This is a genomic window from Pseudotabrizicola sp., from assembly GCF_030656345.1.
Lineage (GTDB): Bacteria > Pseudomonadota > Alphaproteobacteria > Rhodobacterales > Rhodobacteraceae > Pseudotabrizicola.
In genome coordinates this window covers 40,389-62,427 of sequence record NZ_JAUSNR010000006.1, presented here as the reverse complement: position 1 = coordinate 62,427, position 22,039 = coordinate 40,389, and the positions used below count along the sequence as shown (strand labels likewise).

Here is a 22,039-nt window from a genome sequence, read left to right as displayed (position 1 = left end):
CGGTCAGGGCCGCGCGTCGGGCAAGGCGCGGGTGATCTCCTCCAGCAGGGCTGCCAGACGCACCGGCTTGCTGGCATAGCCTTGCATGCCCATCTGCAGACAGCGCCGCCGCTCGCCCTCCATCGCGTTGGCGGTCAACGCGACCACCGGCACCTGTGCCCACGGCGTGCCAGAGGTGCGGATCGCCTGCAAAGTGGCGGCGCCGTCCATCCCCGGCATCTGCATGTCGAGCAGGATCAGATCGGTCTGACACCCGGCCAATAGGGCAAGCGCCTCTTCACCCCCCGAAGCCTCATGGCACAGGGCCCCCAGAGGCGCCAGCAGACCGCAGGCCACACGGCGGTTTACCGTGCTGTCATCCACCACCAGAATCGAGATGCCCTGCAGATTGGCGGTCTGGCTGGCGACGGGTTCCACAACATCAGCCGCCCCCCCGCTGACCGGCGTAAGGGTTTTGCCCCGAAACCGGAACACAAAGCAGGAACCGACCCCGGCTGCCGAGGTGACCGTGATGTCACCGCCCATCATCCGGGCCAGCCGGCGCGAAATGGCCAGCCCGAGGCCGGTGCCACCATAGTCCCGGACCGGAGTATTCTCAGCCTGCGCAAAGGCTTCGAACAGCTTGCGTTGCGCAGCCGGGTCCATCCCGATCCCGGTATCCTGCACGGTCAGCGTAACTTCGGCCTGCCCGGCACCCTGTGGCAGCGCCGACAATGTGACCGTGATGGTGCCGCCCTGTGTGAACTTCACCGCGTTGGAAACAAGGTTGCCCAGACATTGCCTGACCCGCACCGAATCATAGACCAGCCGTTCGGGCGTATCGGGGGCCGCGATAAACGTAAGCGAGGTGCCGTTTTCCTCTGCTCTGGCCTGAAACAGGGCGACGGTATCTGCCAGCGATCTGATCAGCGCATTGGCGGACAGCCGCAGATCGATCCGCCCGGCCTCGATCCGGGACAGATCAAGGATGTCGTCGATAAGCGACATCAGCATGTCACCGGACACGCGGATCAGACGCAGGCTTTCCCGCTGACTGTCGGTCAGCGCGGTGGCGTCCAGAACCTGCACCATGCCCAGAACCCCGTTCATCGGGGTGCGGATCTCATGGCTCATATTGGCCAGAAACTCGGATTTTGCGCGGTTCGCCAGTGTCGCCTCGGTCAGGGCATCGCGCAACTGGCGGCGCACACCACTGATTTTCCTTAGCAATGCGTTGGCGTACATGACCGCAGGCACGGCAATGATCACCGAGACAAACGCCGCAGTCAGCACCACAATTTCGAACAGCGGGGCCTCGGGGTGCATGCCCACCAACGGCGCAAACAGAGCGGCAAACAGCAGCGAAAGAATCAGGCTGGACCCAAAAATGATTGCGACCAGTGCCGCGTTCAGATGAAAGGGGCTGATCCGTTCGGCCATGGTCAGAAAGGCATCAAGCCAACCGATGCTGTGCCGTCGGCCGGGCCGGATCGTCCGATCCTGCCCTGAAGTCTGCGGCGTGGTCATTTCTGGCTTGGTATTTTCATGGCACCTCCACAAGGACACTATTGCAGTTCAACCACGGCGCGTAATCAAAAAATGCGTCAGAGTTGTGGTGGCTGATGGGGCGGTTCAGGGCAAAAGGCGGCAGCACCCTTTGCGCCGTTTCAGAACCATAGAATGCAGCGCAGGCGTCACCAGCGCCTTAACGCACATGCCTTCAGCGGCGACCGGCTTTGCGGGTGCTCAGCAGCAGGTTGGTCTCACTTGTCATCACCCCGTCGATGTTGCGGATACGAAAGATCACCTCGTCCAGCTCCTGCAGGGTCTGGGTCGCCAGATCGACGATCAGATCCCACCGCCCGTTGGTGGAATGCACCGCCTGCACCGCAGGCAGGCCCGCCAGCCGGGCCATGGTGCGTTCGGCACCCTTGCCTTCGATCCCGATCATCATCAGGGCGCGCACGGCGGCAGAGGTGACATCGGCGCGCGTCACCACGGTAAAGCCCGCAATTTCGCCCCGCTCCACCAGCCGCTCCATCCGGGCGCGGACGGTGGCGCGGGACAGGCCAAGGCTGTCGGCCAGATCGGAAATGGCAGCACGGCCGTCGCGGCGCAGTTCCGACAGCAGGCGGGTATCGGTATCGTCCATTTTGCGCATATCCCCTGCCGTTTTGACGGAACCCTTGCGCATTTTGCACAGGAAACCGGATGAAGACACCAGCCTTCTGCGCAATTCTTGCCCGAAGCACAGGAGATTGCAATGACCCAGACCATCCTTATCGGCGCACCCGTCGACGCAGGCCAACAGCGGCCCGGCTGCCTGATGGGCCCGGCGGCTTACCGCGTGGCCGGTCTGGCGCAGGCGATTTCCGGTCAGGGCCATGGGGTGGAAGACTGGGGCGATCTGACCTGCCCGCAGGTGGTGGCCCCGCCCTGCCCCAACCCGGCGGTGCATTCGCTGGCCGAGGTTCTGGGCTGGACGCAGGTGCTGGCGGAAAAGGTGGAACAGGCGCTGACGGATGGGGCGATGCCGATCATCCTTGGCGGCGATCATTCGCTGGCGCTCGGCTCGGTCTCGGGGGCGGCGGCGCATGCCAGCCGGACCGGGCGGCCCCTGTTCCTGCTGTGGCTGGATGCGCATTCGGATTTCCACACGCCGATGACCACCACCAGCGGCAATCTGCACGGCACCCCCGTTGCCTATATCGCCGGACGCGCGGGGTTTGAGGCGTTTCCGCTCTTCCCCGCCCCGGTGCCTGCTGACCGGATCTGCCTTTACGGCATCCGCTCGGTCGATCCGGCCGAACATGCGGCGCTGCTGGAGCATGACATCGCCATCAATGACATGCGGGTGCTGGATGAACATGGCGTCGTGGCCCCGCTGCGCCTGTTTCTGGAAGGCGTGCGCGCGGCGGGGGGGATGCTGCATGTCAGCCTGGATGTCGATTTCCTCGACCCCGCCATTGCGCCTGCGGTCGGCACCACCGTGCCCGGCGGCACCACCTTCCGTGAGGCGCATCTGGTGATGGAACTGCTGCACGACTCCGGTCTGGTCACCAGCCTTGATCTGGTAGAGCTGAACCCGTTTCTGGATGACCGCGGCGTGACGGCCCGGCTGATGGTCGATCTGGTCGGCAGTCTGATGGGCAAAAAGGTGTTTGACCGCCCGACGCGTGCGAAGTGAGGCGCGGATCATGACCCTGAACCTTGTGCCCTTTGTCAGCGTCGCCAACATGATGAAGCTGGTGCTTCATCTGGGCGTAGAACGTGTGATGGTGGATCTGGCCGCAGAGATCGAGGCCGATTTCCGCCGCTGGCCGCAGTTTGATAAGACCCCGCGTGTTGCCTCGCATTCCGATGTGGGGGTGATCGAGCTGATGCCGACATCGGACGGCGAGACTTATGGCTTCAAATATGTGAACGGCCATCCGGCGAACCTCAAACGGGGGTTGCAGACGGTGACGGCCTTTGGCCTGCTGGCGGATGTAGAGACCGGCTATCCGCTGCTGCTGTCGGAAATGACCATCCTGACCGCGCTGCGCACGGCAGCGACCTCGGCGATGGCGGCAAAGTGGCTGGCCCCGAAGACCGCCACCATGGCGCTGATCGGCAACGGGGCGCAGGCGGAGTTTCAGGCCCTCGCCTTCAAGGCGATCTGCGGGGTGACCGAGGTACGGCTGTATGATCTGGACCCCAAGGCCACCGCGAAATGTGCGGCCAATCTGGCGGGGCGCGGCCTGACGGTGACCTCTTGCCGGACGGCAGAGGAGGCGATTCTGGGCGCAGGGATCATCACCACAGTGACGGCGGACAAGGCCAATGCGACCATTCTGACCGACAACATGGTCGGTGCCGGGGTCCATATCAACGGGGTGGGAGGCGACTGTCCGGGCAAGACAGAGCTTGCCCGCGACATCCTGCTGCGGGCGGCGATCTTTGTGGAATACCCGGCCCAGACCCGGATTGAGGGCGAGATCCAGCAGCTGGCCCCCGACCACCCGGTGACCGAGCTTTGGCAGGTCATCGCAGGCGACGCGCCAGGCCGGCGCGATGCGGCGCAGGTCACCCTGTTCGACAGCGTCGGCTTTGCGATCGAGGATTTCAGCGCTCTGCGCTACATCCGCGCCCGGTTGCACGAAACCGGGTTCTGCGACCAGCTGGACATGATCGCCGACCCGGACGATCCGCGGGATCTGTTCGGGATGATCCTGCGGGCGCGGTGACAGGGCTTTGCCCAGTGTTACAGGCCGGATTTTCGATCTTTATGATTTGTTAAGAAAGCCGGAGCCAAAGGCACCGTGGACCGGACAGAAAAAGGGCGGCATCCCTGCGGATGCCGCCCTGTTGCTTGCACGGCCTGTCCGTCAGTGCGACGGGGCCGCAGACCCGGCACCGAACTGGCGTTCCACCTTGCGCTTATGCAGCAGATACTTCGCGTCGCTCAGCGAGATCAGGGTGTAGAACGCGGGCACCACGAACAGCGTGAAGATCGTGCCGATCAGCAGGCCGGCAAAGATCACCAGACCCATGGCCTGACGCGCCGCCGCCCCCGCCCCTTCGGCGATGATCAGTGGCACCACAGCCAGAGCCATGGCAGCCGTGGTCATCAGAATGGGCCGCAGGCGGGTTTTGGCCGCCGCCACGATGGCCTGACGCTGCGACATCCCGTGGTCATCGCGCTGTTGGTTGGCGAATTCCACCATCAGGATGCCGTGTTTGGTGATCAGACCGATCAGCGTGATCAACCCGACCTGCGTGTAGATGTTCAGCGTCCCTGCCCCCAGATACAGCGGCAGGATCGCACCGAAGATACACATCGGCACCGACATCAGAATGATCAGCGGATCGCGGAAGCTTTCGAACTGCGCCGCCAGCACCAGATAGATCACCACAATCGCCGCCGCGAAGGCCAGAATGATGGTGCTGCCTTCGGATTTCTCCAGCCGTGACTGGCCGGCGTATTCGAGGAAGAAGCCATCCGGCAGCACTTCGGCCGCGATCCGTTCCAGCTCTGCCAGGGCAACCCCGGTCGACAGGCCGATCATCGGCATGGCGGACAAGGTGGCCGAGTTGAGCTGGTTGAACTGCGAGATCGACGCCGCAGACACGGTGGGCAGAATGGTGACCACCGACGACAGTGGCACCATCACGCCGCTGCCCGAGCGCACGAAAAACTCGCCCAGACGTTCAGGGTTGTCGCGCCATTCGCGCGGCACCTGGGTGATGATGTCATAGCTGTTGGAATCGCGGTCAAACTGCGCGATGGCCCCGCCACCGACCAGCAGCCCGAGGGTGGAGCCGATGTCGCTGACCGCGACACCAAGCTGTGCGGCGCGGTCCCGGTCAATAATGACCTTGATCTGCGGCGCGTCAAAAGACAGGCTGTTCTGCACCACGATGAACATGCCCGATTGCATGGCGCGGATGCGGACTTCTTCCGCAACCTCGACCACCCGTTCGGGCGCATAGATCGACTGGATCACCATCGAGATCGGCAGACCGCCCCCCGTACCGGGCAAGGATGGCGGCGCAAAGACATAGCTTTGCAGGCCCGGTGTGCCATCCAGAATGCCCTGCAGCTGCGCCTGAATCTCGGCCTGACCGCGTGTGCGGCTGGCCCAGTCTTTCAGCGCCCAGATGTAGAAGCCGGTGTTGCCGGCCCCGCCCATTCCGGCGACCGAGAACGAGGTCTGCACCTCTTCGATCGTGGATGTGCGCTTGCTGACCTCTTGCGTGAAGGCGTCGGTGTATTCCAACGTGGCGTAGCGCGGGCCGTTCATGATGGCGAACAGTGCCCCGCTGTCTTCTTCCGGGGCCAGCTCGGACGAGGTGTTCACGAACATGAACGCGGTCGCGCCCAGCAGCGAGATCACCATCAGAATGGTGACCGGCCGGTAATCGAGCGAGGACGACACCCGGCGTTCATACCAGTTGGCCAGGCCCCCCAGCGTGCGGTCCACGATGCGCTGGAACCGCCCCGGCTCGCCATGGCTGAGCAGGCGGGCCGACATGGCGGGGGTGATGGTGAGGGCGACAATGCCCGAGATGATAACCGACCCGGCAAGGGTCAGCGCGAATTCGGCGAACAGCGCGCCGGTCAGCCCGCCGGTAAAGGCCAGAGGCGTCAGAACGGCGGCCAGCGTGATAGTCATGGCCACCACCGGGCCGGTGATTTCCTTCATCCCCTTGATCGCCGCCGCGGGCGGGGTCATGCCGTCATCAATGTGGCGGTGGATGTTTTCCACCACCACGATGGCATCGTCGACCACCAGACCGATGGCCAGAACCATCGCCAGAAGCGTCAGCAGGTTGATCGAATAGCCCAGCATCAGCATCACCGAACAGACCCCGATCAGCGACAGCGGAATGGTGACGATGGGCATCAGGACTGACCGGAACGAACCGAGGAACAGCAGGATCACCACGACAACGATTGCAACCGCTTCGGCGATGGTGGTGAACACTTCGGAAATCGAGGCGGAGATGGTTTCGGTGGAATCGTAAACCAGATCGACCGTCATGCCGCTTGGCAGAGTCCGGACCAGCCCCGGCAGCGCCTCGATCACGTTGCTGGCCACATCAAGCTGGTTTTCGCCCGGTGCCGGGATGATGCCGATGAAGATGCCCGGCTGACCGGCAAAGGTCACGATGGCATCATTGGCCCCCGAAGCCAGTTCGATCCGTGCCACGTCGCGCAGGCGCACCACGCCGCTGTCCCCCTGCCCCAGGGGCAGAGCCCCAAAGGCATCGGGGCTCTGGATGGTGGAATCGAGAGTCAGCGAATAGCTGAAATATTCATTCTCGGTCTTGCCGGGGGCCGACAGGAAGTTCGACGACCGGATCGCCGCAAGCACTTCTGATGCGGTGACGCCGCGCGCGGACAAAAGCAGCGGGTCAAGCCAGATCCGCATGGCGTAATTCTGCGCGCCCAGAATCTCCATCTGTGCGACGCCGGCGATGTTGGTCACCCGGGGGCGCACGACGCGTTCGAGATATTCCGTCAGCTGTTCCGGAGTCATGTTGGGGTTTTGTGCGGCCAGATACATCAGCGCGAAGGTCTGGCCGGTGCCTTTTGAGATCACCGGATCTTCGGTATCCTGCGGCAGCTCGCCGGTCACCTGCTGCACCTTGGACATCACTTCGGTCAGCGCGATATCGGGGTCGGCACCCAGTTTCATCTGCACCGTCACCACCGAGGCCGAGGGCCGGGATTCGCTGGTCACGTAATCCAGGTTTTCCGTGGTCGACACCGCCGCCGCAATCGGCGAGGTGACGAAACCCTGAATAAGCTCTGGCGCGGCACCGGGGTAGATCGTGGTGATGGTGATCACGCTTTCCTCAACCTCGGGGTACTGGCGCACCGGCAGATTGACCATCGAGGCCAGCCCAAGGAACAGGATCAGCGCGGCCAGCACCGTGGACAGGACCGGGCGGCGGATGAAGATTTCTGAAAAATGCATCTGCGCGGTCCTATTCGCTGGCCGCAACGGGTGCTGCGGGTTCGCTCACGGCGGTTGCGGTGGAGGCGTCGGCGGGGGGCGACAGCTCTACACTGTCGTCGATCACCACCGCTGCGGCGTTCGACAGGCGGTTCTGGCCGGAGGTGACGATCTGCGCACCGGCGGCAATGCCATCCACCACCTCGATCCGGTTGCCCGCACGGCGGCCCAGCGTGACAAAGGCCTGATCCACCCGCAGCCCGTCGCCATCAGGCACCACCACATAGATGGAATCGCCGTACAGGCTTGAAATCACCGCCGTCTGCGGCACGGTGATCACGCCATCCTCTTGCGGCAGGGCCACGCGCACGCGCAGGAACTGGCCGGGAAGAAGGCTGCCGTCGGTGTTGTCCACCGCCGCGCGGACCGAGACCAGACGGGTGCGCGGATCGACCTGCGGCTCGATGCCGGTGATGCGGCCCTCGGCGCTGAAATCGCCCACATCTGTGCTGACCGAAATCGCACGGCCCAGATCCAGCGCGCCGATCTGTTGTTCGGGCACGGTGAAATCGACGAACATGCGGTCCAGATCCTGCAAGGTCGCGTAGACCGTGCCGGGGGTCACATATTGCCCCATCTCAACCCGCGGAATGCCGATCACCCCGTCAAAGGGGGCGGTCAGCGTCTTTGCATCCAGCGCGGTGCGCACCTGCGCCACCTGCGCCCGCGCACTTTCCACCTGCGCCAGCGCGGTTTCCACCGAATTGGCGGTGCCGACGCCGCGTTCGGTCAGCGTTGCGGCCCGTTGCGATTCCGTCTGTGTGACGCCAAGCGCCGCTTCGGCGGCGGCAAGGGACGCACGTTCGCTGTCATCGTCGATCTGCAGAAGCACCTGACCTTCGGTCACCCGGTCGTTCGAGGCAAAGCTCACCAACCGCACCAGCCCGCCCGATTCAATCGCCAGATCGACGCCGCGCGCCGAAATGGCGGTGCCGATGGCATCGATCCCCGGCGTCCAGGTCACGGGTTCGACCATCTGCACTGTCACCGGAACCGGCGGCGGCACGCGACCGGCCATGAATTGCGCAATCATGGCGGCCCGGAAATAATTGAACCACACGATCCCGCCGACAATCAGGCCAAGCAGGATGAACGCGATGATAAGACGTTTTGCCATTGATGCAGTCTCGCTTCCAACGAAAGCGCAGGCTCGCCAAGGACGGTCCGGCGCGGGATTTTCCGGCCCTTAGTGCAGCCTGAGGGCAACAAGATCAAGTCAGCATGCACATCCTGAGGGCGAGTTGACCCCTGCAAATACGAACAATGCTTTATTGATTTCAAGCGTGTTGCTGCATTTTCGGGCAGAACCTGCCGCGAGACCCGGTCACAACCAGCCGCGCCGCCGGAAATAGACATAGGGCAGCACCGCCGACAGCACCATCACGCCAAGTGCTGTCGGATAGCCATAGGGCCAGCTGAGTTCCGGCATCACCTCAAAGTTCATCCCATAGATCGACGCGATCAGGGTCGGGGGCAGAAAGGCCACCGCGGCGACGGAAAAGATCTTGATGATGCCGTTCTGTTCAATGCTGATCAGACCAAGGGTCGCATCCATCAGAAAGCTGATCTTCTGCGCCATGAAGGTGGAATGATCCTCCAGCCCGCGCACATCCGATGTCAGATCCTTCAGCCGGGCGCGCAGATCCTTGGTGTCAGGCTCATCCCGCAGACGCTGGCCCCAGAACACGGTCAGCCGGTCCAGCGTGCCCAGACTGTCGCGGATGATCGACACCATATCGCCCTTGCGCCCGATCTCTTCCAGAACCGAGCGCCAGCCCGTGCCCCTGCGCGCCTTTGCGCCATCCTTGGCAAAGACACTGCGCGAGATGGTTTCAATGTCACGCGCCACCCGCTCCAGCACATCGGCCAACCGGTCCACCATCACATCGAGAAGGGACAGCATCAGCTGATCAGCCCCGCGACAATGCATCCCGCCCCTGGCCGCGCGCTGCACGAACATCTCAAAGGCTTTCGGCTGATGATAGCGGATGGTCACCAGCTGGCGTTGCGTCAGCACCAGCGTGACCGGGGCCACCACCGGCGTATCGCCTTCACTGTGCGCCGGCAGCATCACGGTCATGAACAGCGCGCCATCCTCGGCATAGAGCCGCGAGGATTGCTCGATCTCCTCCATATCCTCGCGCGTCGGCAGGTCCAGACCCAGATGCTTTTCCAGCGTCTGTTCGTCGCCATGGTCCGGCGACACCAGATCCAGCCAGAGCGCCGTCTGCGGCACGCCCTGCGCCAGCGCCACCAGCCGCCCGTCGTGCTCTGCATACCCGTAAATCATCGCGGCCCCCCGTTTTGGGCTTGGTACCACGGGCGCGATCCGGCTGACAGACCCGCAACTGGGGTCTTGCAAGCCCGGCCAAGCTGCGCTACTTCACCCCTCGAAGGCGGGTGGGCAGGCAGGCTATGCACCGGATTGCAAATCCGTGAAGATCGGTTCGATTCCGATACCCGCCTCCACACAGATTATCCCCCCGCTCCCTCACGCAGCCCCACATCGCCCGATCCTTGCGGATGCAGTGGGCTGTTGAACCTGTGGGCAAAACCGGGTCTGGTGTGGGTGGGGCGGGTGTCCCGGGTGGCTTTCTTTCTGCGAAGGTCTGCACCACGGGTGCGCGCAGGGTAAGTCTTGGGGAGAGCAGGGTTTTATGTCGGAACGCCGCGACCGGATTGTCTTTGGCAGGCCCCTGATGCCGCGTCAGCAGGATTTTGAGCGGTTGCTGGACCCGGTGTTCCGGTCCTGTCAGCTGACCAACGGCGGCACCTTGCATGACCGGCTGGAATCGGTGCTGGGGCAGGAGACCGGCGGCCATGTGGTGCTGGTGTCGTCGGGCACGATGGCCTTGATGCTGGCGTTGCGGCTGGGGGGTGTGGCGCGCGGCGGCGAGGTGATCACCACGCCGCTGAGCTTTGCGGCATCCGTGCAGGCGATTGACTGGTGCGGGCTGGTGCCGGTGTTTGCCGATGTGGAGCCCGCGTTTGCCACGCTGTGCCCAAAGGCCGTCGAGCGGGCGATCACGCCACAAACAGTGGCGATCCTGGCGGTGCATTTTCAGGGCATTGCCTGTGATATCGCGGCGCTGGAGGATATCGCGCGCCGTCATAAACTGTGGCTGGTGTTTGATGCGGCGCAGGCCCCGGATATTCAGGTGTCGGGCCGCAATATCTGCCTTTCGGGCGATGCCAGTGCGCTGTCGCTGCACGGCACCAAATTGCTGAGCACGGCAGAGGGCGGCGCGGTGGTGGTGGGTGACGCGGCGCAGGCGCAGGCTTTGGCCCGGATGCGCAATTTCGGGCTGGAAGGCGGGCAGATGACCGGCCCCGGGATCAACGGCAAGATGTCAGAACTGCATGCCGCCTTCGGGCTGGCGGTGCGGCCCCGGGTGGCCGCGGAAATGGCGGCGCGGCAGCAGATCCGGGGGTGGTATGACGCCGCCTTTGAAGATGTGCCGCAGATCCGCACCCTGCAGCCCCGCCCCGGCACGAGTGCCAGCCATCTGTATTACACGCTGATCCTGCCGCCGGATCTGCGCGCCGGGGTCATTGCCAGCCTGCATGCCGCCGACATCCTGCCGCGCACGCCGTTTCCAATCCTGTGCGGGCCGGGCACGGTCTACGCGGGGGCGGTGGTTCACACCACGCGGCACCACGCGGTTGCCGGGGATGTGGCGGGCCAGTACCTGTCGTTGCCGCTGCACGGCGATGTGGGGCGCGACGGGGTGGCGCGGGTGGTGCAGGCGGTGCTGCGGGGGATCGGCTGATGGCTGTGCAGGGCGTCGAGGATTTTGACGAGGTGGTTCTGTATGGCGGGCGCGGCCACAGCGAGATGATCGTGATGGTGCTGCAGGGGCTGTGGCAGGACCGGGTGCAGCTGCGCGCGGTGGTGGATGATCTGGACCACGGCTTCATCCACCCGACACTGAACGTGCCGGTCATTTCGGGGGCCGAGCGGCTGGCGCGCTTTGCGCAGGTGCCGGTGCTGGTCTCGATGGGCGATGGCCGGGTGCGCGCCCGGATCGCAGCGCGGCTGGCGGATGAGGGCGCGGTGCTGGCCACGGCGCTGCACCGCAGGCCGGGGCATGTGGCGGCCAATCTGCGGGTCGGGCCGGGCTGCATTGTCGATCCGGCCGCCCCGGTCAGCCCCAATGTGGTGCTGGGCACCGGGGTGCAGGTTCTGGCCCGGGTGATCGGGCATGATGTGACGGTCGGCGATTTTGCAACGCTTGCCGTGGGGTCGATCCTGAACGGGCATATCGCGGTGGGGGCATTCGCCAGCATCGGGTCGGGGGCCATCATCTGCAATGGCAGGCCGGGCCGCCCGTTGCAGATCGGCGCGGGCGCGGTGATCGGGGTGGGGGCGGTGATCATGCGCGATGTGCCGCAGGGCGCGCGGATGATGGGCAACCCGGCGATGACGGTGCGCGAATGGGTCAGGCTGCAGGCGATGGTCAGGGGAAAAGGCTAAGGAGCGCATCGCAATAGCGGGCCATGCCAAGGTGCGGACGCAGCAGGGCGCGGCGGGCGCGGCGGGTAGCGGGTGTCTCGCTGCGGGCGTATCCAAGGGCTGCGGTGACGAATGCGGTCCTGTCACCATCGGCCACGAACTGGCCCAGCGGATCGGCCACGCCGCGCAAGCCGATATCGGCGGCGTAACCGACAAAGGGAGTGCCGGTGGCGGCGGCATGGATCAGCGTCATCGGGCCGGGATCTTCGCGGGAGGTCAGAAGATAGGCCGAAGCCGCCGCGTAGCAGGCCAGCGAGTCGGCTATAAAGCCGGGAAGCAGAAGGCGGAGGCCCTGTCTTCGCGCCTGATCGGCCAGCGGCTGTGCCCATGCGGTCATGGCCCCCAGCCAGACAAAGATGGCATCGCGGCGTTCAGCGTGAATGGCCTGTGCGGCATCCAGAAACAGGTCGAACCCCTTGCGCGCGTCGGCCTGCCCGGCCCCGACGAACAGGGCACGCCCCTGCCCTGTCTGCCGCCAGTGGCGGAAAGCGGACAGGGTGGCGGGTGGCAGGGCAGCGCCGGGCTGGATCACCGGCAGCGGGCCCAGATCAGACCGCAACGCCGCCGCCATGCGGGGAAAGGATGCGACCAGCCGCGCGCCCGCACGATGCGCCGCGATCAGCTCTGGCAGCAACCCGCGCGCATCGAGATAGCCGCGCATCTCGTGGATCAGCAGCATGACCGGCAGACCGGAGTGTGCGGCGGCGCGGGCGATGCCTGCGGCCTCGGCACTGTGCACAAATATAGGGATATCCGGCCCCACGCCGGACAGCAGCCCCGCCCCGTCCCAGCCATCGGCCAGCACAAACACCGGCCCCAACCGCTCCAGCTCCGCCACCAGCGGCCCCCCGTCGCGCAGCACGAACACCGGGCTATGCCCGCGCGCGCGCAGTTCGCGCGCCATGTCGCGCACCAGAAGCGGCGTGCCCGCCTCTTGCGCGTCATGCACGCCGAGCAGTACCGGGCGCGGCAGCCCCGCGATGGCCTGTGCCGCAGCGGCGGCGGATTGCGCGGCACTGCGCGACTGCGGGCGCGGCTGATGGCCTGCCGCCTGCCCATGCGCGATATAATGCGCGAAAGCGCAGGTGTCGGTCAGGCGCAGATAGCGGCGGCGGTAATACGTGGCATCGAACCCATCCGACGGGCTGCGCCCTTCGCTGTCGCCATGGCGGGCGAAATGGCCTGCGGGGGACACCCGCGCCGCCGCCACATCCGGATTGCGCCGCAGATAGGTGGCAAAGTCGAACAGCGGATGCGGGCTGTGCCACTGGCCTTGCGTCTCGAAGATCAGAAAATCATCCAGGGCGGTCTGCGCCCCTGCGGCCCGCCAGTCGGGGTAAAGCGCCTTGTAATGGCGGGTCGAGAAATAGGGCGAAGGATCAAGGCCCATCCGGTCACCCTGCGCGCGGAAATGTGCCAGCGGATCGGGCACCGGGGCGGCAAGCTGACTCTGGTAATAGGCCGCGTCGAAAAAGCCCTGACAGACAGGCGGTTCAGCGGTGGTCATGGGTCGAACCTTCCGGATTGAAGGGCGCGGCGCACGTCTTCATTGCGCCTGGCGATAATCTGCTGCCCCTTGTGCTGCACACTGGCTGCCGGGGCCACCCGGATCAGCCGGTAGCCGCCCGCCTGACAGATCACCCCGAACAGCCGTTCGATGGCATGGGCGGGGGTGGCATCGACCTGACCGGATTCGGGCGGGAAATGCCCGGCCGTCAGCCCGAGGTCCAGCAGCGGTTGCAAGGCCGCGCGCCGCGCCCAGAACATTGACCCCACCGGAAAGTCCAGCTGACCATCGGGCGGCAGGGCCAGATCCGGCAGGGCGCGTGCCGCAATTTCGCGCGCGATATCAAGATTATCGCCCCAATGCGCCGCCGCCAGCACCGAGCGATAGGTCAAGGGCGCGACCACGCCAAGGTCGGGCAGTGACTGAAACAGCGACAGGATGCGGAACACCTCTTCGCGGTTCGGCAGCAGGCAGGTCAGGCAATGGTCCAGCCATTGATCAAAGCCGCTGAAATGCGGTGATTTCTTGCCGTGCAGGTGCAGGACAATATCATGCGCGGCATGGGCATCGGCAAAGCCGAACAGCTTGCCGAACACATCGCGCCCCCGGTTCGGCAGCACCCGCACCTCAGCCATCGGCAGGCAGGCCCGGATCTGGTCAGCCTTGGCCGTTGTGTCGGTCGAGACATAGAGCCGGTGCGGCAGATCCAGCGCCGCGAAACGGTCGCGGAACACCGGCGCAAGGTCGGGGTAGTACAGATGCACGAAGACCCCGACCGACACATCGCTGCGCGCCAGCGTCCTGCGTGGCCACAGCCGCAGATGCTGTTTCTGCCGGTCGCGCGAAAACCCCGCGGGGGTATGGGCATAAAGCGGCCGGTTGGTCAGCAGGCGGATCTGGGTCTGCACCGGATCTATGCCGTCTTCGCCATGCGCAAGCTCCAGCCACTGCCCGGCCGGGCTTTCCAGCAGCCGCCGCGCGCGGCTGCACAGATGGCCCAGCGTGTCGTGTGCGGCGGGGCATTTGCGGTTGATCGCGGCGGCCTGAGCGCTGCGGTGATCGTGCATCACCGCATGGATGGTGCCCTGATGGGCATGGCGCGGCGGGGGCACCACCGCCAGCCGCGTGAAGCCGGCTTCGCGCGCCACCACCGCGCCGATACGCCACACCGCCAGCGCCGCCCGGCGCATGGCCTGTTCGACGCTCAGGCCCGGCGGGGTTGTGGTGGGGTCTGACAGTTGCAGTGTGACATCGGGTTGCGCCTGCGCAAGCAGGGCATCGAGCATGGCCTCAAAACCGGCGCTGTCCTCGCCCCCCTCTGCCACGTCGGACAGGGTGATCGCAGGCCCCGCGCCCCGCCGGGGCTGGGGCGGCAGCGGGGCAAAGGCCGGGCGGGCGCGGGCGTTTTGCTGCAACAACTGCTCTGCAGTCTGGGCAAATGTGAGGGCGCGGTCGATAAAGCTGTAGCCTGCGGTCACGCTTTCGGCGATGCGGGCGCGGTCTTGTGCGGTCGGCGCGCGCGCCAGCAGGCGGTTCAGCAGCGGGCCAAGGCCCGCCCCGGCATCGGTCTGGTGCAGGGCTGGCAGGCGCGGGTCGGCAAACCCCGCCACCGGGTCTGACACCACCTGCGCGCCGCAGGCCAGGGCGTCAAAGCTGCGGTTGTTCATGAATCCCAGCTCGGCCATATAGGGCATGTGGGTGTTCAGCACGATGCGTGAGCGGGCATAGACCTGCGCCAGTTCCGCACTGTCCAGCCGTGTGCCGCACAGATGGCGGGCGGGCACCACGCCGTCCCACCCCTGCCCCCAGATCCTGACATCGAACCCCAGATCAAGCGCCGCGCGCACCGTCAGGCGCGGCGCGCGCGGGGCGTGGTTGCCGACGAAACTGATCGGCAGATCCGCAGGAAGATCCGCAGGGAAATCCACGGGCTGATCGCCCCTTGCCGCGGGGTTGAACAGACCGCTGTCGGTGGCCTGCGGCAGATATGTGGCGTGCAGCCCCTGAGCCAAACACCGGCTGACCAGCAAGGGTGAGGCGAGAAACAGCGCCTGATAGCGCGCCAGACAGGCCAGCGGGGCCAGATTGGGCGGGCTGATCATCCACAAAAGGTTGGGCACCCCCGGCACAGGCTCATCCAGATGCGGGCCGATCAGACGCAGGACCACATCGCGCTGCCCGGTCAGGTCCGGCTGCTCATCACGAAAAAACAGGCTGGCCGCGTGCCCGGTCTGCACAAAACCGGCGGCAAGACTGCGGGCAAAGGCCAGATCGCCCCAGCTTTCGGCATTGGTCCGGCGGGCATTCAGGCCGATATGGAAATGCATCGCCGTCAGCCCTTTGCCCCGCGCAATTCTGCAAAGGTGCGGTAAAGGTGCAGGGCAAGGTTGCGCGGCAACGGGGCCGAGTCGGCGGCGTGCAGGCAATCACAATACAGCCGGTAGCCCTCTTCCGTGCGCAGCATGGCGGCACTGCTTTGGCGGTGCCAGTCGCAACTGTGCTGGTGCAGCGCCTCTACCCCCGGCAGCTGGCGCAGGGCCGTGATCTCAGCGCTCAGCGCCTCCGACCACTGGGTGATGGCGGTGTTGGGGACGGTGTTGAAATTCCGCTCCACCCAATAGCTCAGATCAATGCCCTTGCCGGTGCGGTTGGCCAGACCCCGCGCGGTCTTGACCAGAAAGCTTTCGACCGAGCGCAGCGAATAGTGGTTCAGCTCGATGATCCGGCGGCCGGGCGTCAGCGTAGGCAGCGCGATCTGGGCCTCACGCGTCGCAAAATCATCCGGCAGAGGCTGGCCCGCGCCATCGACCCAGTTGGGCACAGGGCCATCCGGCACGCGCTTTGGCCGGTGCACGCCGGGTTTGAGGAACCGTGCCGGGCGGAACAGGGTCTTGATGTAGCGCCCGGCAATCGGGTGGAACAAATCTTCGGGGGCCGAGCGCAGAAACTGCGCGGTGACCGGCTGATCGGCAAAGCGCACATGGCCGCTGGCCCCGAACAACCGCCATGGCATTGCGATGGCATCGGTTTCAGGCGGCATGGTGGCGATGGCATCGGCAAGCCGGTGGCCTTGCGCGTGGATCAGGGGAAATTCGTCGACATCGGCAAACAGCGCCCAGTCATAGCCCGCCAGGGTGCGGTCGCGCGCCACCTGTTGCAGCGCCTGCCACTGCACGCTTTTGCCGGGGCGCGCGCGGTGGGGGATGTGCTGCACCACGCCGTGCTGCGCCAGCTGCGTCAGCAGATCATCGCTTCGGTCTTCGCAATCGTTGGAAAAGAACAGGAAATCGGTCACACCGATCAGCCGGTGATAGGCGATCCATTCCAGCAGAAACGGGCCTTCGTTGCGGATACAGGTGAAGGCAAGGATCTTCAAAGCCACACTCCATCCCCCGGACGGCCCGCCCGTTCCGGCCACAGCAGCACATTCCGGCTTTGGCCGGGCCAAGTCCAGCCGGGGACGGGTATGATGTGGCGGACAGGGCGGAATGTTACAAGATGTTGCGATCCGGGCACGCATGGTTTTGCGCCGGGGGGTGGTGCGGGGATGCGGGCCGCAGATCACGGGTCTGTGATTCGGCTGGCAATGGGATGGCAGGCTGCGGGGCCACTGTTGCGCGAGCGGCAGATGGCGGGCCGGTCTGTCAGTGCCTGTCGCGCCAGGATGGGACATGACCGCAGTCAGCTTTCGCCCTGCACCACCGCTGCAGCTTTACGCACGAGGAAAGCGCCGGGCTTCCGACGCTGAAAACCTTTTATCTGCAAACGGTTGAAAAGCAATGTTCCGTCACCCGCCCGCCCCTTCCGCGCTGCGTCCCCATGACAGAACCCAGCTTCCGACGGCACAAAACACCCCCCGCAGATTAAATTTTACATATAGTATTACTTTTGCTAGCCTCATCTGAGGTCGACGGGAGGAGACGTCTGCCGCTCAATCCTAGGGAGGGATTCCATGTCCATTATCAAGAAACTCGCGCTGGTCGCGGGTATTGGCGCACTTATGTCGTCGACAGCCTATGCCGACGGTTTGTCCGGCAAGGTGATCGGCTTTTCGCAGATCGGGTCCGAATCCGGCTGGCGCGCGGCGGAAACCTCGGTGACACGCGCCGAGGCTGAACGGCTTGGTGTAGATCTGAAATTCGCCGATGCCCAGCAAAAGCAGGAAAACCAGATCAAGGCGCTGCGCGGCTTCATCGCGCAGGGCGTTGACGCCATCCTGATCGCCCCGGTCGTGGCGACGGGTTGGGAAGAAGTGCTGACCGAGGCGAAAGAGGCTGAAATTCCGGTCGTGCTGCTGGACCGTGGCATCGACGCGCCGGAAGATCTGTATCTGACATCGGTGGCCTCCGATCAGGTGAAAGAGGGTCGCGTGGCCGGTGAATGGCTGGTCGGCGAAGTGGGCGACCGCGATTGCAAGGTCGTGGAACTGCAGGGCACCGTCGGGTCCTCGCCTGCGATCAACCGCAAGCAGGGGTTTGAAGAAGGCATCGCAAGCACCGCAAATATCTCGATCATCCGCAGCCAGACCGGCGATTTCACCCGGTCGAAGGGTAAGGAAGTGATGGAAGGCTTCCTGAAAGCCGAAGGCGGCGGCGCGGATATCTGCGCGGTCTATGCCCACAATGACGACATGGCCGTGGGGGCCATTCAGGCGATCAAGGATGCGGGGCTCAAGCCGGGCAGTGATATTCTGGTGGTGTCGATCGACGCTGTGCCAGACATTTTCGCCGCCATGGCCGCAGGTGAGGCCAATGCCACGGTCGAGCTGACGCCAAACATGGCAGGCCCAGCGTTCGAGGCGCTGGATGCGTTCCTGAATGCAGGCACCATGCCAGAGAAGTTCATCATCACCGAATCCAAGCTCTACACCCCGGCTGATGACCCACAGGGCGAATACGACAGCCGCAAGGGTCTGGGTTACTGATCACCCGCAAGGGCAGCTGTCGGCGGGGGAGATCCCGCCGGCAGCATTGCTTTGATTGCGCAAAACAAGAACAGTGGCAGGCAATACGGGGGGCAGGATATGGCCGATGCGGCAAATCCGGTGCTGGAGGCACGCGGGATCGTCAAGATATTCGGCCAGCACAGGGCGCTGGAGGGGGTGGATTTCGCGGTGCGCGCGGGCGAAGTGCACGCCCTGCTGGGCGAGAACGGTGCCGGAAAATCCACGCTGATCAAGATCCTGACCGGGGCCTATCAGCCCGACGGCGGGGAAATCCTGCTGGAAGGCGCAGCCGTGCGCTTCACCGATCCGCTGAATGCGCAAGGGTCCGGCATTGGAACCGTGTATCAGGAGGTGAACCTGCTGCCCAATCGTTCGGTGGCGGAAAACCTGTTTCTGGGCCGCCAGCCCACGCGCTTTGGCCTTGTGCAGCGCCGCAGTATTGCCGCGCAGGCCACTGCGCTGATGGCGACTTACGGGCTGGATATCGACGTGCGGGCCGAGCTGGGCAGCTTTTCGGTTGCCGTGCAGCAGATCGTGGCCATCGCCCGCGCGGTCGAACTGTCGGGCAAGGTGCTGGTGCTGGACGAACCCACCGCCAGCCTTGACCGCAACGAGGTGGACAAGCTGTTCGAGGTGGTGGCCAAGCTCAAGGCGCGCGGCCTTGGCATCATCTTCATCACCCATTTTCTGGATCAGGTCTTTGCGGTGTCTGACCGCGTGACCATCCTGCGCAACGGCCAGCTGATCGGCACCCGCGATCTTTCGCAGGTTACCGCCACCGAAGTGGTGCGGATGATGCTGGGCAAGGATCTGGCCTATGCCCACGCCGCCCCCCCGGCGGATGAGGCGGCGAAGGGCCCGGTCAAGGTGACCTTTACCGGGCTTGGCCGCGCAGGTCGTGTCGCCCCCTTCACCCTGTCGCTGCATGCGGGCGAAGTGGTGGGCGTGGCGGGGCTGCTGGGGTCTGGCCGCACCGAAATGGCGCGACTGATGTTTGGGGTAGACACCGCTGATGAAGGCACAACCGAAGTAGACGGCAAACCCGTGCGCATCCGCAACCCGGCGCAGGCGGTGGCGGCAGGCTTTGGCTTTTGCCCCGAAGACCGCAAGCTGGACGGCATTTTCGGCGAGCTGTCGGTGCGCGAGAACATCATCATCGCGCTGCAGGCCAAGCTGGGCTGGTTCCGCGCCCTGCAGCGTGATGAGCAGGATGAAATCGCCGGACGCTATGCCGATGATCTGGATATCCGCGCCGCCAACCATGACATGCCGGTGAAACTGCTGTCGGGCGGCAATCAGCAAAAGGTCATCCTGGCCCGCTGGCTGGCCAATGACCCGACATTCCTGATCCTGGACGAACCCACACGCGGCATCGACGTCGGCGCCCATGCGGAAATTGTGCGCACCATCAACCGCTTGCGCGAAGAGGGGCTGGCGCTGCTGGTGATCTCATCAGAACTCGACGAGGTGGTGGCCTATTCCAACCGAGTGGTGGTGATGCGCGACCGGCAGATGGTCGCCGAACTGCATGGTGCCGATATCACCCCTGCGGTCATCGTCGCCGCCATCGCCGATAACACCCTGACAACGGAGCCCGTGACATGAAACGGCAGGCCCTGAAATCGGCGCTGCTGCGCCCGCAATTTGCAGCGCTTGCCGCCGTATTGTTCATCAACTGGCTGCTGTTTCCGGGGTTCTTTACCGTGACATGGCAGGATGGAAGGTTCTTCGGCAGCCTGATCGACGTGCTGAACCGCGGTGCCCCGGTGGCCATTCTGGCCATTGGCGTCACGGCAGTGATCGCGACCAAGGGGGTTGACCTGTCGGTCGGCGCGGTGATGGCGATTTCGGGGGCTGTGGCCGCCGTGATGGTCTCGACCGGCACGCCCGCCACGATTGCGATTCCGGTCGCATTGCTGGCTGGCCTTGTCTGCGGGTTCTGGAACGGGGTTCTGGTGACCTATCTCGACATTCAGCCGATCATCGCCACGCTGGTGCTGATGGTGGCCGGGCGGGGTTTGGCGCAGCTGATCACCGAAGGTTCGATCGTCACCTTCTCGGACCCGCTGCTCAGCTATATCGGCACCGGATCGCTGTTGGGTCTGCCAATGCCGGTAATCATTGCGCTGGTCCTGATGATCGTCACCACACTGGCCGTGCGCCGCACCGCCCTTGGCCTGCTGATCGAGGCGGTGGGGGTCAACCGCTCTGCCGCGCGTTTTGCCGGGATTTCCAGCCGGTTGCTCTTGCTGCTGGTCTACAGCTTTGCCGGGTTCTGCGCCGCCATCGCCGGGCTGGTGGTGGCGGGTGACATTCGCGGGGCGGATGCCAACAACGCGGGCCTGTGGCTGGAGCTGGATGCCATTCTGGCCGTGGTTCTGGGTGGCACATCGCTGCTAGGCGGGCGGTTCTCGATCCCGATGTCAGTCGTCGGCGCGCTGATCATTCAGGCGATGAACACCGGCATCCTGATTTCAGGCTTCTCGCCGCAGTTCAATCTGGTCGTCAAATCGGCGGTGATCATCCTGATCCTTGTGCTGCAATCGCCGCAGGCCGGGCAATGGATCAGCCGACGCTTTACCCCCCTGACCCCGCCGCCGAAAAGGAGCGCCAAATGAACCGCGCGCTGCGGCCTTTGCTGGCCACGACCGTGATCTTCCTGCTCGCCTATCTGGCGGCCGTGCTGCAATACCCGTCGATGTTGTCGACCCGCGTGCTGGGCAACTTCCTGACCGACAACGCCTTTCTGGGCATTGCGGCGGTGGGGATGACCTTCGTGATCATCTCGGGCGGGATTGATCTGTCGGTCGGCGCTGTGATCGGGTTTTCCACCGTGCTGATCGCCACGCTGATCATGTGGGCCGGGCTGCACCCCTTTGCCGCCTTTGCCATCACGCTGGCGGTGTCAGCGGGGTTTGGCGCGGTGATGGGGGCGGCAATTCATTACCTCAAGGTGCCGTCCTTCATCGTCACGCTGGCGGGGATGTTTCTGGCGCGCGGCGGGGCTTCGGTGCTGTCGCCCGACAGTATCGGCATCAAGCATGAGGTTTATACCGCCATCTCGCGCAGCTATATCCTGCTGCCCGGTGGCGGGCGGCTGACGGTGATTGGCATGATCATGCTGGCGGTGTTCGTTTTTGGCATCATTCTGGCGCACCGCACGCGGTTCGGGTCTTATGTCTATGCGCTTGGCGGCAATGAAACCTCTGCCGCGCTGATGGGGGTGCCGGTCGCGCGCACCACCATTCTGGTCTACACCCTGTCCTCCACCCTTGCCGGGATCGCGGGCATCGTATTTTCGCTGTATACCTCGGCGGGGTATTCCCTGTCAGCGCTTGGGGTCGAACTCGACGCCATCGCCGCCGTGGTGATCGGCGGCACGCTGCTGACCGGGGGGTATGGCTTTGTCGCCGGCACCTTCATCGGGGTGATGCTGCAGGGGCTGGTGCAGACCTACATCGTGTTTGACGGCACCCTGTCCAGCTGGTGGACCAAAATCGTCATCGGCGGGCTTCTCTTTCTGTTCATTCTGTTGCAAAGGCTGGTGTTCTCGGCATCTGCCCCCCGAAAAAAGGCGTTTAGGAAATCCTGAC

General features: G+C 64.6%; 16 protein-coding genes and 1 tRNA gene. 9 read left to right on the top strand and 8 right to left on the bottom strand.

Annotated features, from left to right (window positions below; genetic code table 11):
- Nucleotides 1-3 precede the first annotated feature (3 nt).
- Nucleotides 4-1,506: an ATP-binding protein gene (locus Q7J44_RS02240; protein ID WP_304876575.1), complete on the bottom strand. Its 1,503-nt coding sequence runs from the start codon at nt 1,504-1,506 to the stop codon at nt 4-6.
- A gap of 193 nt (nt 1,507-1,699) precedes the next feature.
- Nucleotides 1,700-2,131 (bottom strand): Lrp/AsnC family transcriptional regulator, encoded by a 432-nt coding sequence (locus Q7J44_RS02235; RefSeq protein WP_304876573.1) that lies wholly within the window; start codon nt 2,129-2,131, stop codon nt 1,700-1,702.
- A 111-nt stretch (nt 2,132-2,242) separates the two neighbouring features.
- Here Q7J44_RS02235 and rocF point away from each other — a divergent pair, with 111 nt between their 5' ends.
- Together rocF and Q7J44_RS02225 are read left to right on the top strand one after the other, a co-directional pair.
- Complete coding sequence (rocF, locus tag Q7J44_RS02230) at nt 2,243-3,166, top strand: arginase (protein ID WP_304876571.1); 924 nt, start codon at nt 2,243-2,245, stop codon at nt 3,164-3,166.
- Nucleotides 3,167-3,176: 10 nt separating this feature from the next.
- Complete coding sequence (locus tag Q7J44_RS02225; RefSeq protein WP_304876569.1) at nt 3,177-4,205, top strand: ornithine cyclodeaminase; 1,029 nt, start codon at nt 3,177-3,179, stop codon at nt 4,203-4,205.
- A 141-nt stretch (nt 4,206-4,346) separates the two neighbouring features.
- Here Q7J44_RS02225 and Q7J44_RS02220 read toward each other — a convergent pair whose 3' ends face one another.
- The 3 genes from Q7J44_RS02220 to corA form a co-directional block, all read right to left on the bottom strand.
- The gene (locus tag Q7J44_RS02220; RefSeq protein ID WP_304876567.1) at nt 4,347-7,442 is read right to left on the bottom strand and encodes an efflux RND transporter permease subunit; all 3,096 of its coding nucleotides are present in this window, start codon (nt 7,440-7,442) and stop codon (nt 4,347-4,349) included.
- A gap of 10 nt (nt 7,443-7,452) precedes the next feature.
- Complete coding sequence (locus Q7J44_RS02215; RefSeq protein ID WP_304876565.1) at nt 7,453-8,598, bottom strand: efflux RND transporter periplasmic adaptor subunit; 1,146 nt, start codon at nt 8,596-8,598, stop codon at nt 7,453-7,455.
- Nucleotides 8,599-8,805: 207 nt separating this feature from the next.
- Entirely contained in the window at nt 8,806-9,771 is a 966-nt protein-coding gene (gene corA / locus Q7J44_RS02210) for a magnesium/cobalt transporter CorA (protein ID WP_304876563.1), read from the bottom strand.
- Nucleotides 9,772-9,876: 105 nt separating this feature from the next.
- On the opposite strand from corA, the gene Q7J44_RS02205 reads away from it, so the two are divergent.
- The 3 genes from Q7J44_RS02205 to Q7J44_RS02195 all read left to right on the top strand — a co-directional run bounded on the left by Q7J44_RS02205 (nt 9,877) and on the right by Q7J44_RS02195 (nt 11,955).
- Nucleotides 9,877-9,950: transfer RNA gene (locus tag Q7J44_RS02205), tRNA-Cys, on the top strand.
- 188 nt (nt 9,951-10,138) lie between these two features.
- On the top strand, nt 10,139-11,251 hold the full coding sequence (locus tag Q7J44_RS02200; RefSeq protein WP_304876561.1) for a DegT/DnrJ/EryC1/StrS aminotransferase family protein: 1,113 nt from the start codon (nt 10,139-10,141) through the stop codon (nt 11,249-11,251).
- The gene (locus Q7J44_RS02195; RefSeq protein ID WP_304876559.1) at nt 11,251-11,955 is read left to right on the top strand and encodes an acetyltransferase; all 705 of its coding nucleotides are present in this window, start codon (nt 11,251-11,253) and stop codon (nt 11,953-11,955) included. The genes Q7J44_RS02200 and Q7J44_RS02195 overlap by 1 nt, the downstream gene beginning before the upstream one ends.
- Here the strand turns inward: Q7J44_RS02195 and Q7J44_RS02190 are convergent.
- From Q7J44_RS02190 to Q7J44_RS02180, 3 genes are read right to left on the bottom strand one after another with little or no spacing between them, the layout of a single operon-like run.
- Entirely contained in the window at nt 11,939-13,501 is a 1,563-nt protein-coding gene (locus Q7J44_RS02190; RefSeq protein WP_304876557.1) for a glycosyltransferase family 4 protein, read from the bottom strand. The genes Q7J44_RS02195 and Q7J44_RS02190 overlap by 17 nt on opposite strands.
- On the bottom strand, nt 13,498-15,828 hold the full coding sequence (locus tag Q7J44_RS02185; RefSeq protein ID WP_304876555.1) for a rhamnan synthesis F family protein: 2,331 nt from the start codon (nt 15,826-15,828) through the stop codon (nt 13,498-13,500). The genes Q7J44_RS02190 and Q7J44_RS02185 overlap by 4 nt, the downstream gene beginning before the upstream one ends.
- A 5-nt stretch (nt 15,829-15,833) precedes the next feature.
- Nucleotides 15,834-16,877 (bottom strand): glycosyltransferase family 2 protein, encoded by a 1,044-nt coding sequence (locus tag Q7J44_RS02180; protein WP_304876553.1) that lies wholly within the window; start codon nt 16,875-16,877, stop codon nt 15,834-15,836.
- A 576-nt stretch (nt 16,878-17,453) separates the two neighbouring features.
- On the opposite strand from Q7J44_RS02180, the gene ytfQ reads away from it, so the two are divergent.
- The 4 genes from ytfQ (at nt 17,454) to yjfF (ending at nt 22,038) form a co-directional block, all read left to right on the top strand.
- Nucleotides 17,454-18,425, top strand: a complete 972-nt coding sequence (ytfQ, locus tag Q7J44_RS02175; RefSeq protein ID WP_304876551.1) for a galactofuranose ABC transporter, galactofuranose-binding protein YtfQ — start codon at nt 17,454-17,456, stop codon at nt 18,423-18,425.
- A gap of 99 nt (nt 18,426-18,524) precedes the next feature.
- Nucleotides 18,525-20,051 carry a sugar ABC transporter ATP-binding protein gene (locus Q7J44_RS02170; RefSeq protein ID WP_304876549.1) on the top strand — a complete coding sequence of 509 codons (1,527 nt, stop codon included), beginning with the start codon at nt 18,525-18,527 and terminating at the stop codon, nt 20,049-20,051.
- Nucleotides 20,048-21,064: an ABC transporter permease gene (locus tag Q7J44_RS02165; RefSeq protein WP_304876547.1), complete on the top strand. Its 1,017-nt coding sequence runs from the start codon at nt 20,048-20,050 to the stop codon at nt 21,062-21,064. Before Q7J44_RS02170 ends, Q7J44_RS02165 begins: the two co-directional genes overlap by 4 nt.
- Nucleotides 21,061-22,038: a galactofuranose ABC transporter, permease protein YjfF gene (gene yjfF, locus Q7J44_RS02160; RefSeq protein WP_304876545.1), complete on the top strand. Its 978-nt coding sequence runs from the start codon at nt 21,061-21,063 to the stop codon at nt 22,036-22,038. Before Q7J44_RS02165 ends, yjfF begins: the two co-directional genes overlap by 4 nt.
- Nucleotide 22,039 lies beyond the last annotated feature (1 nt).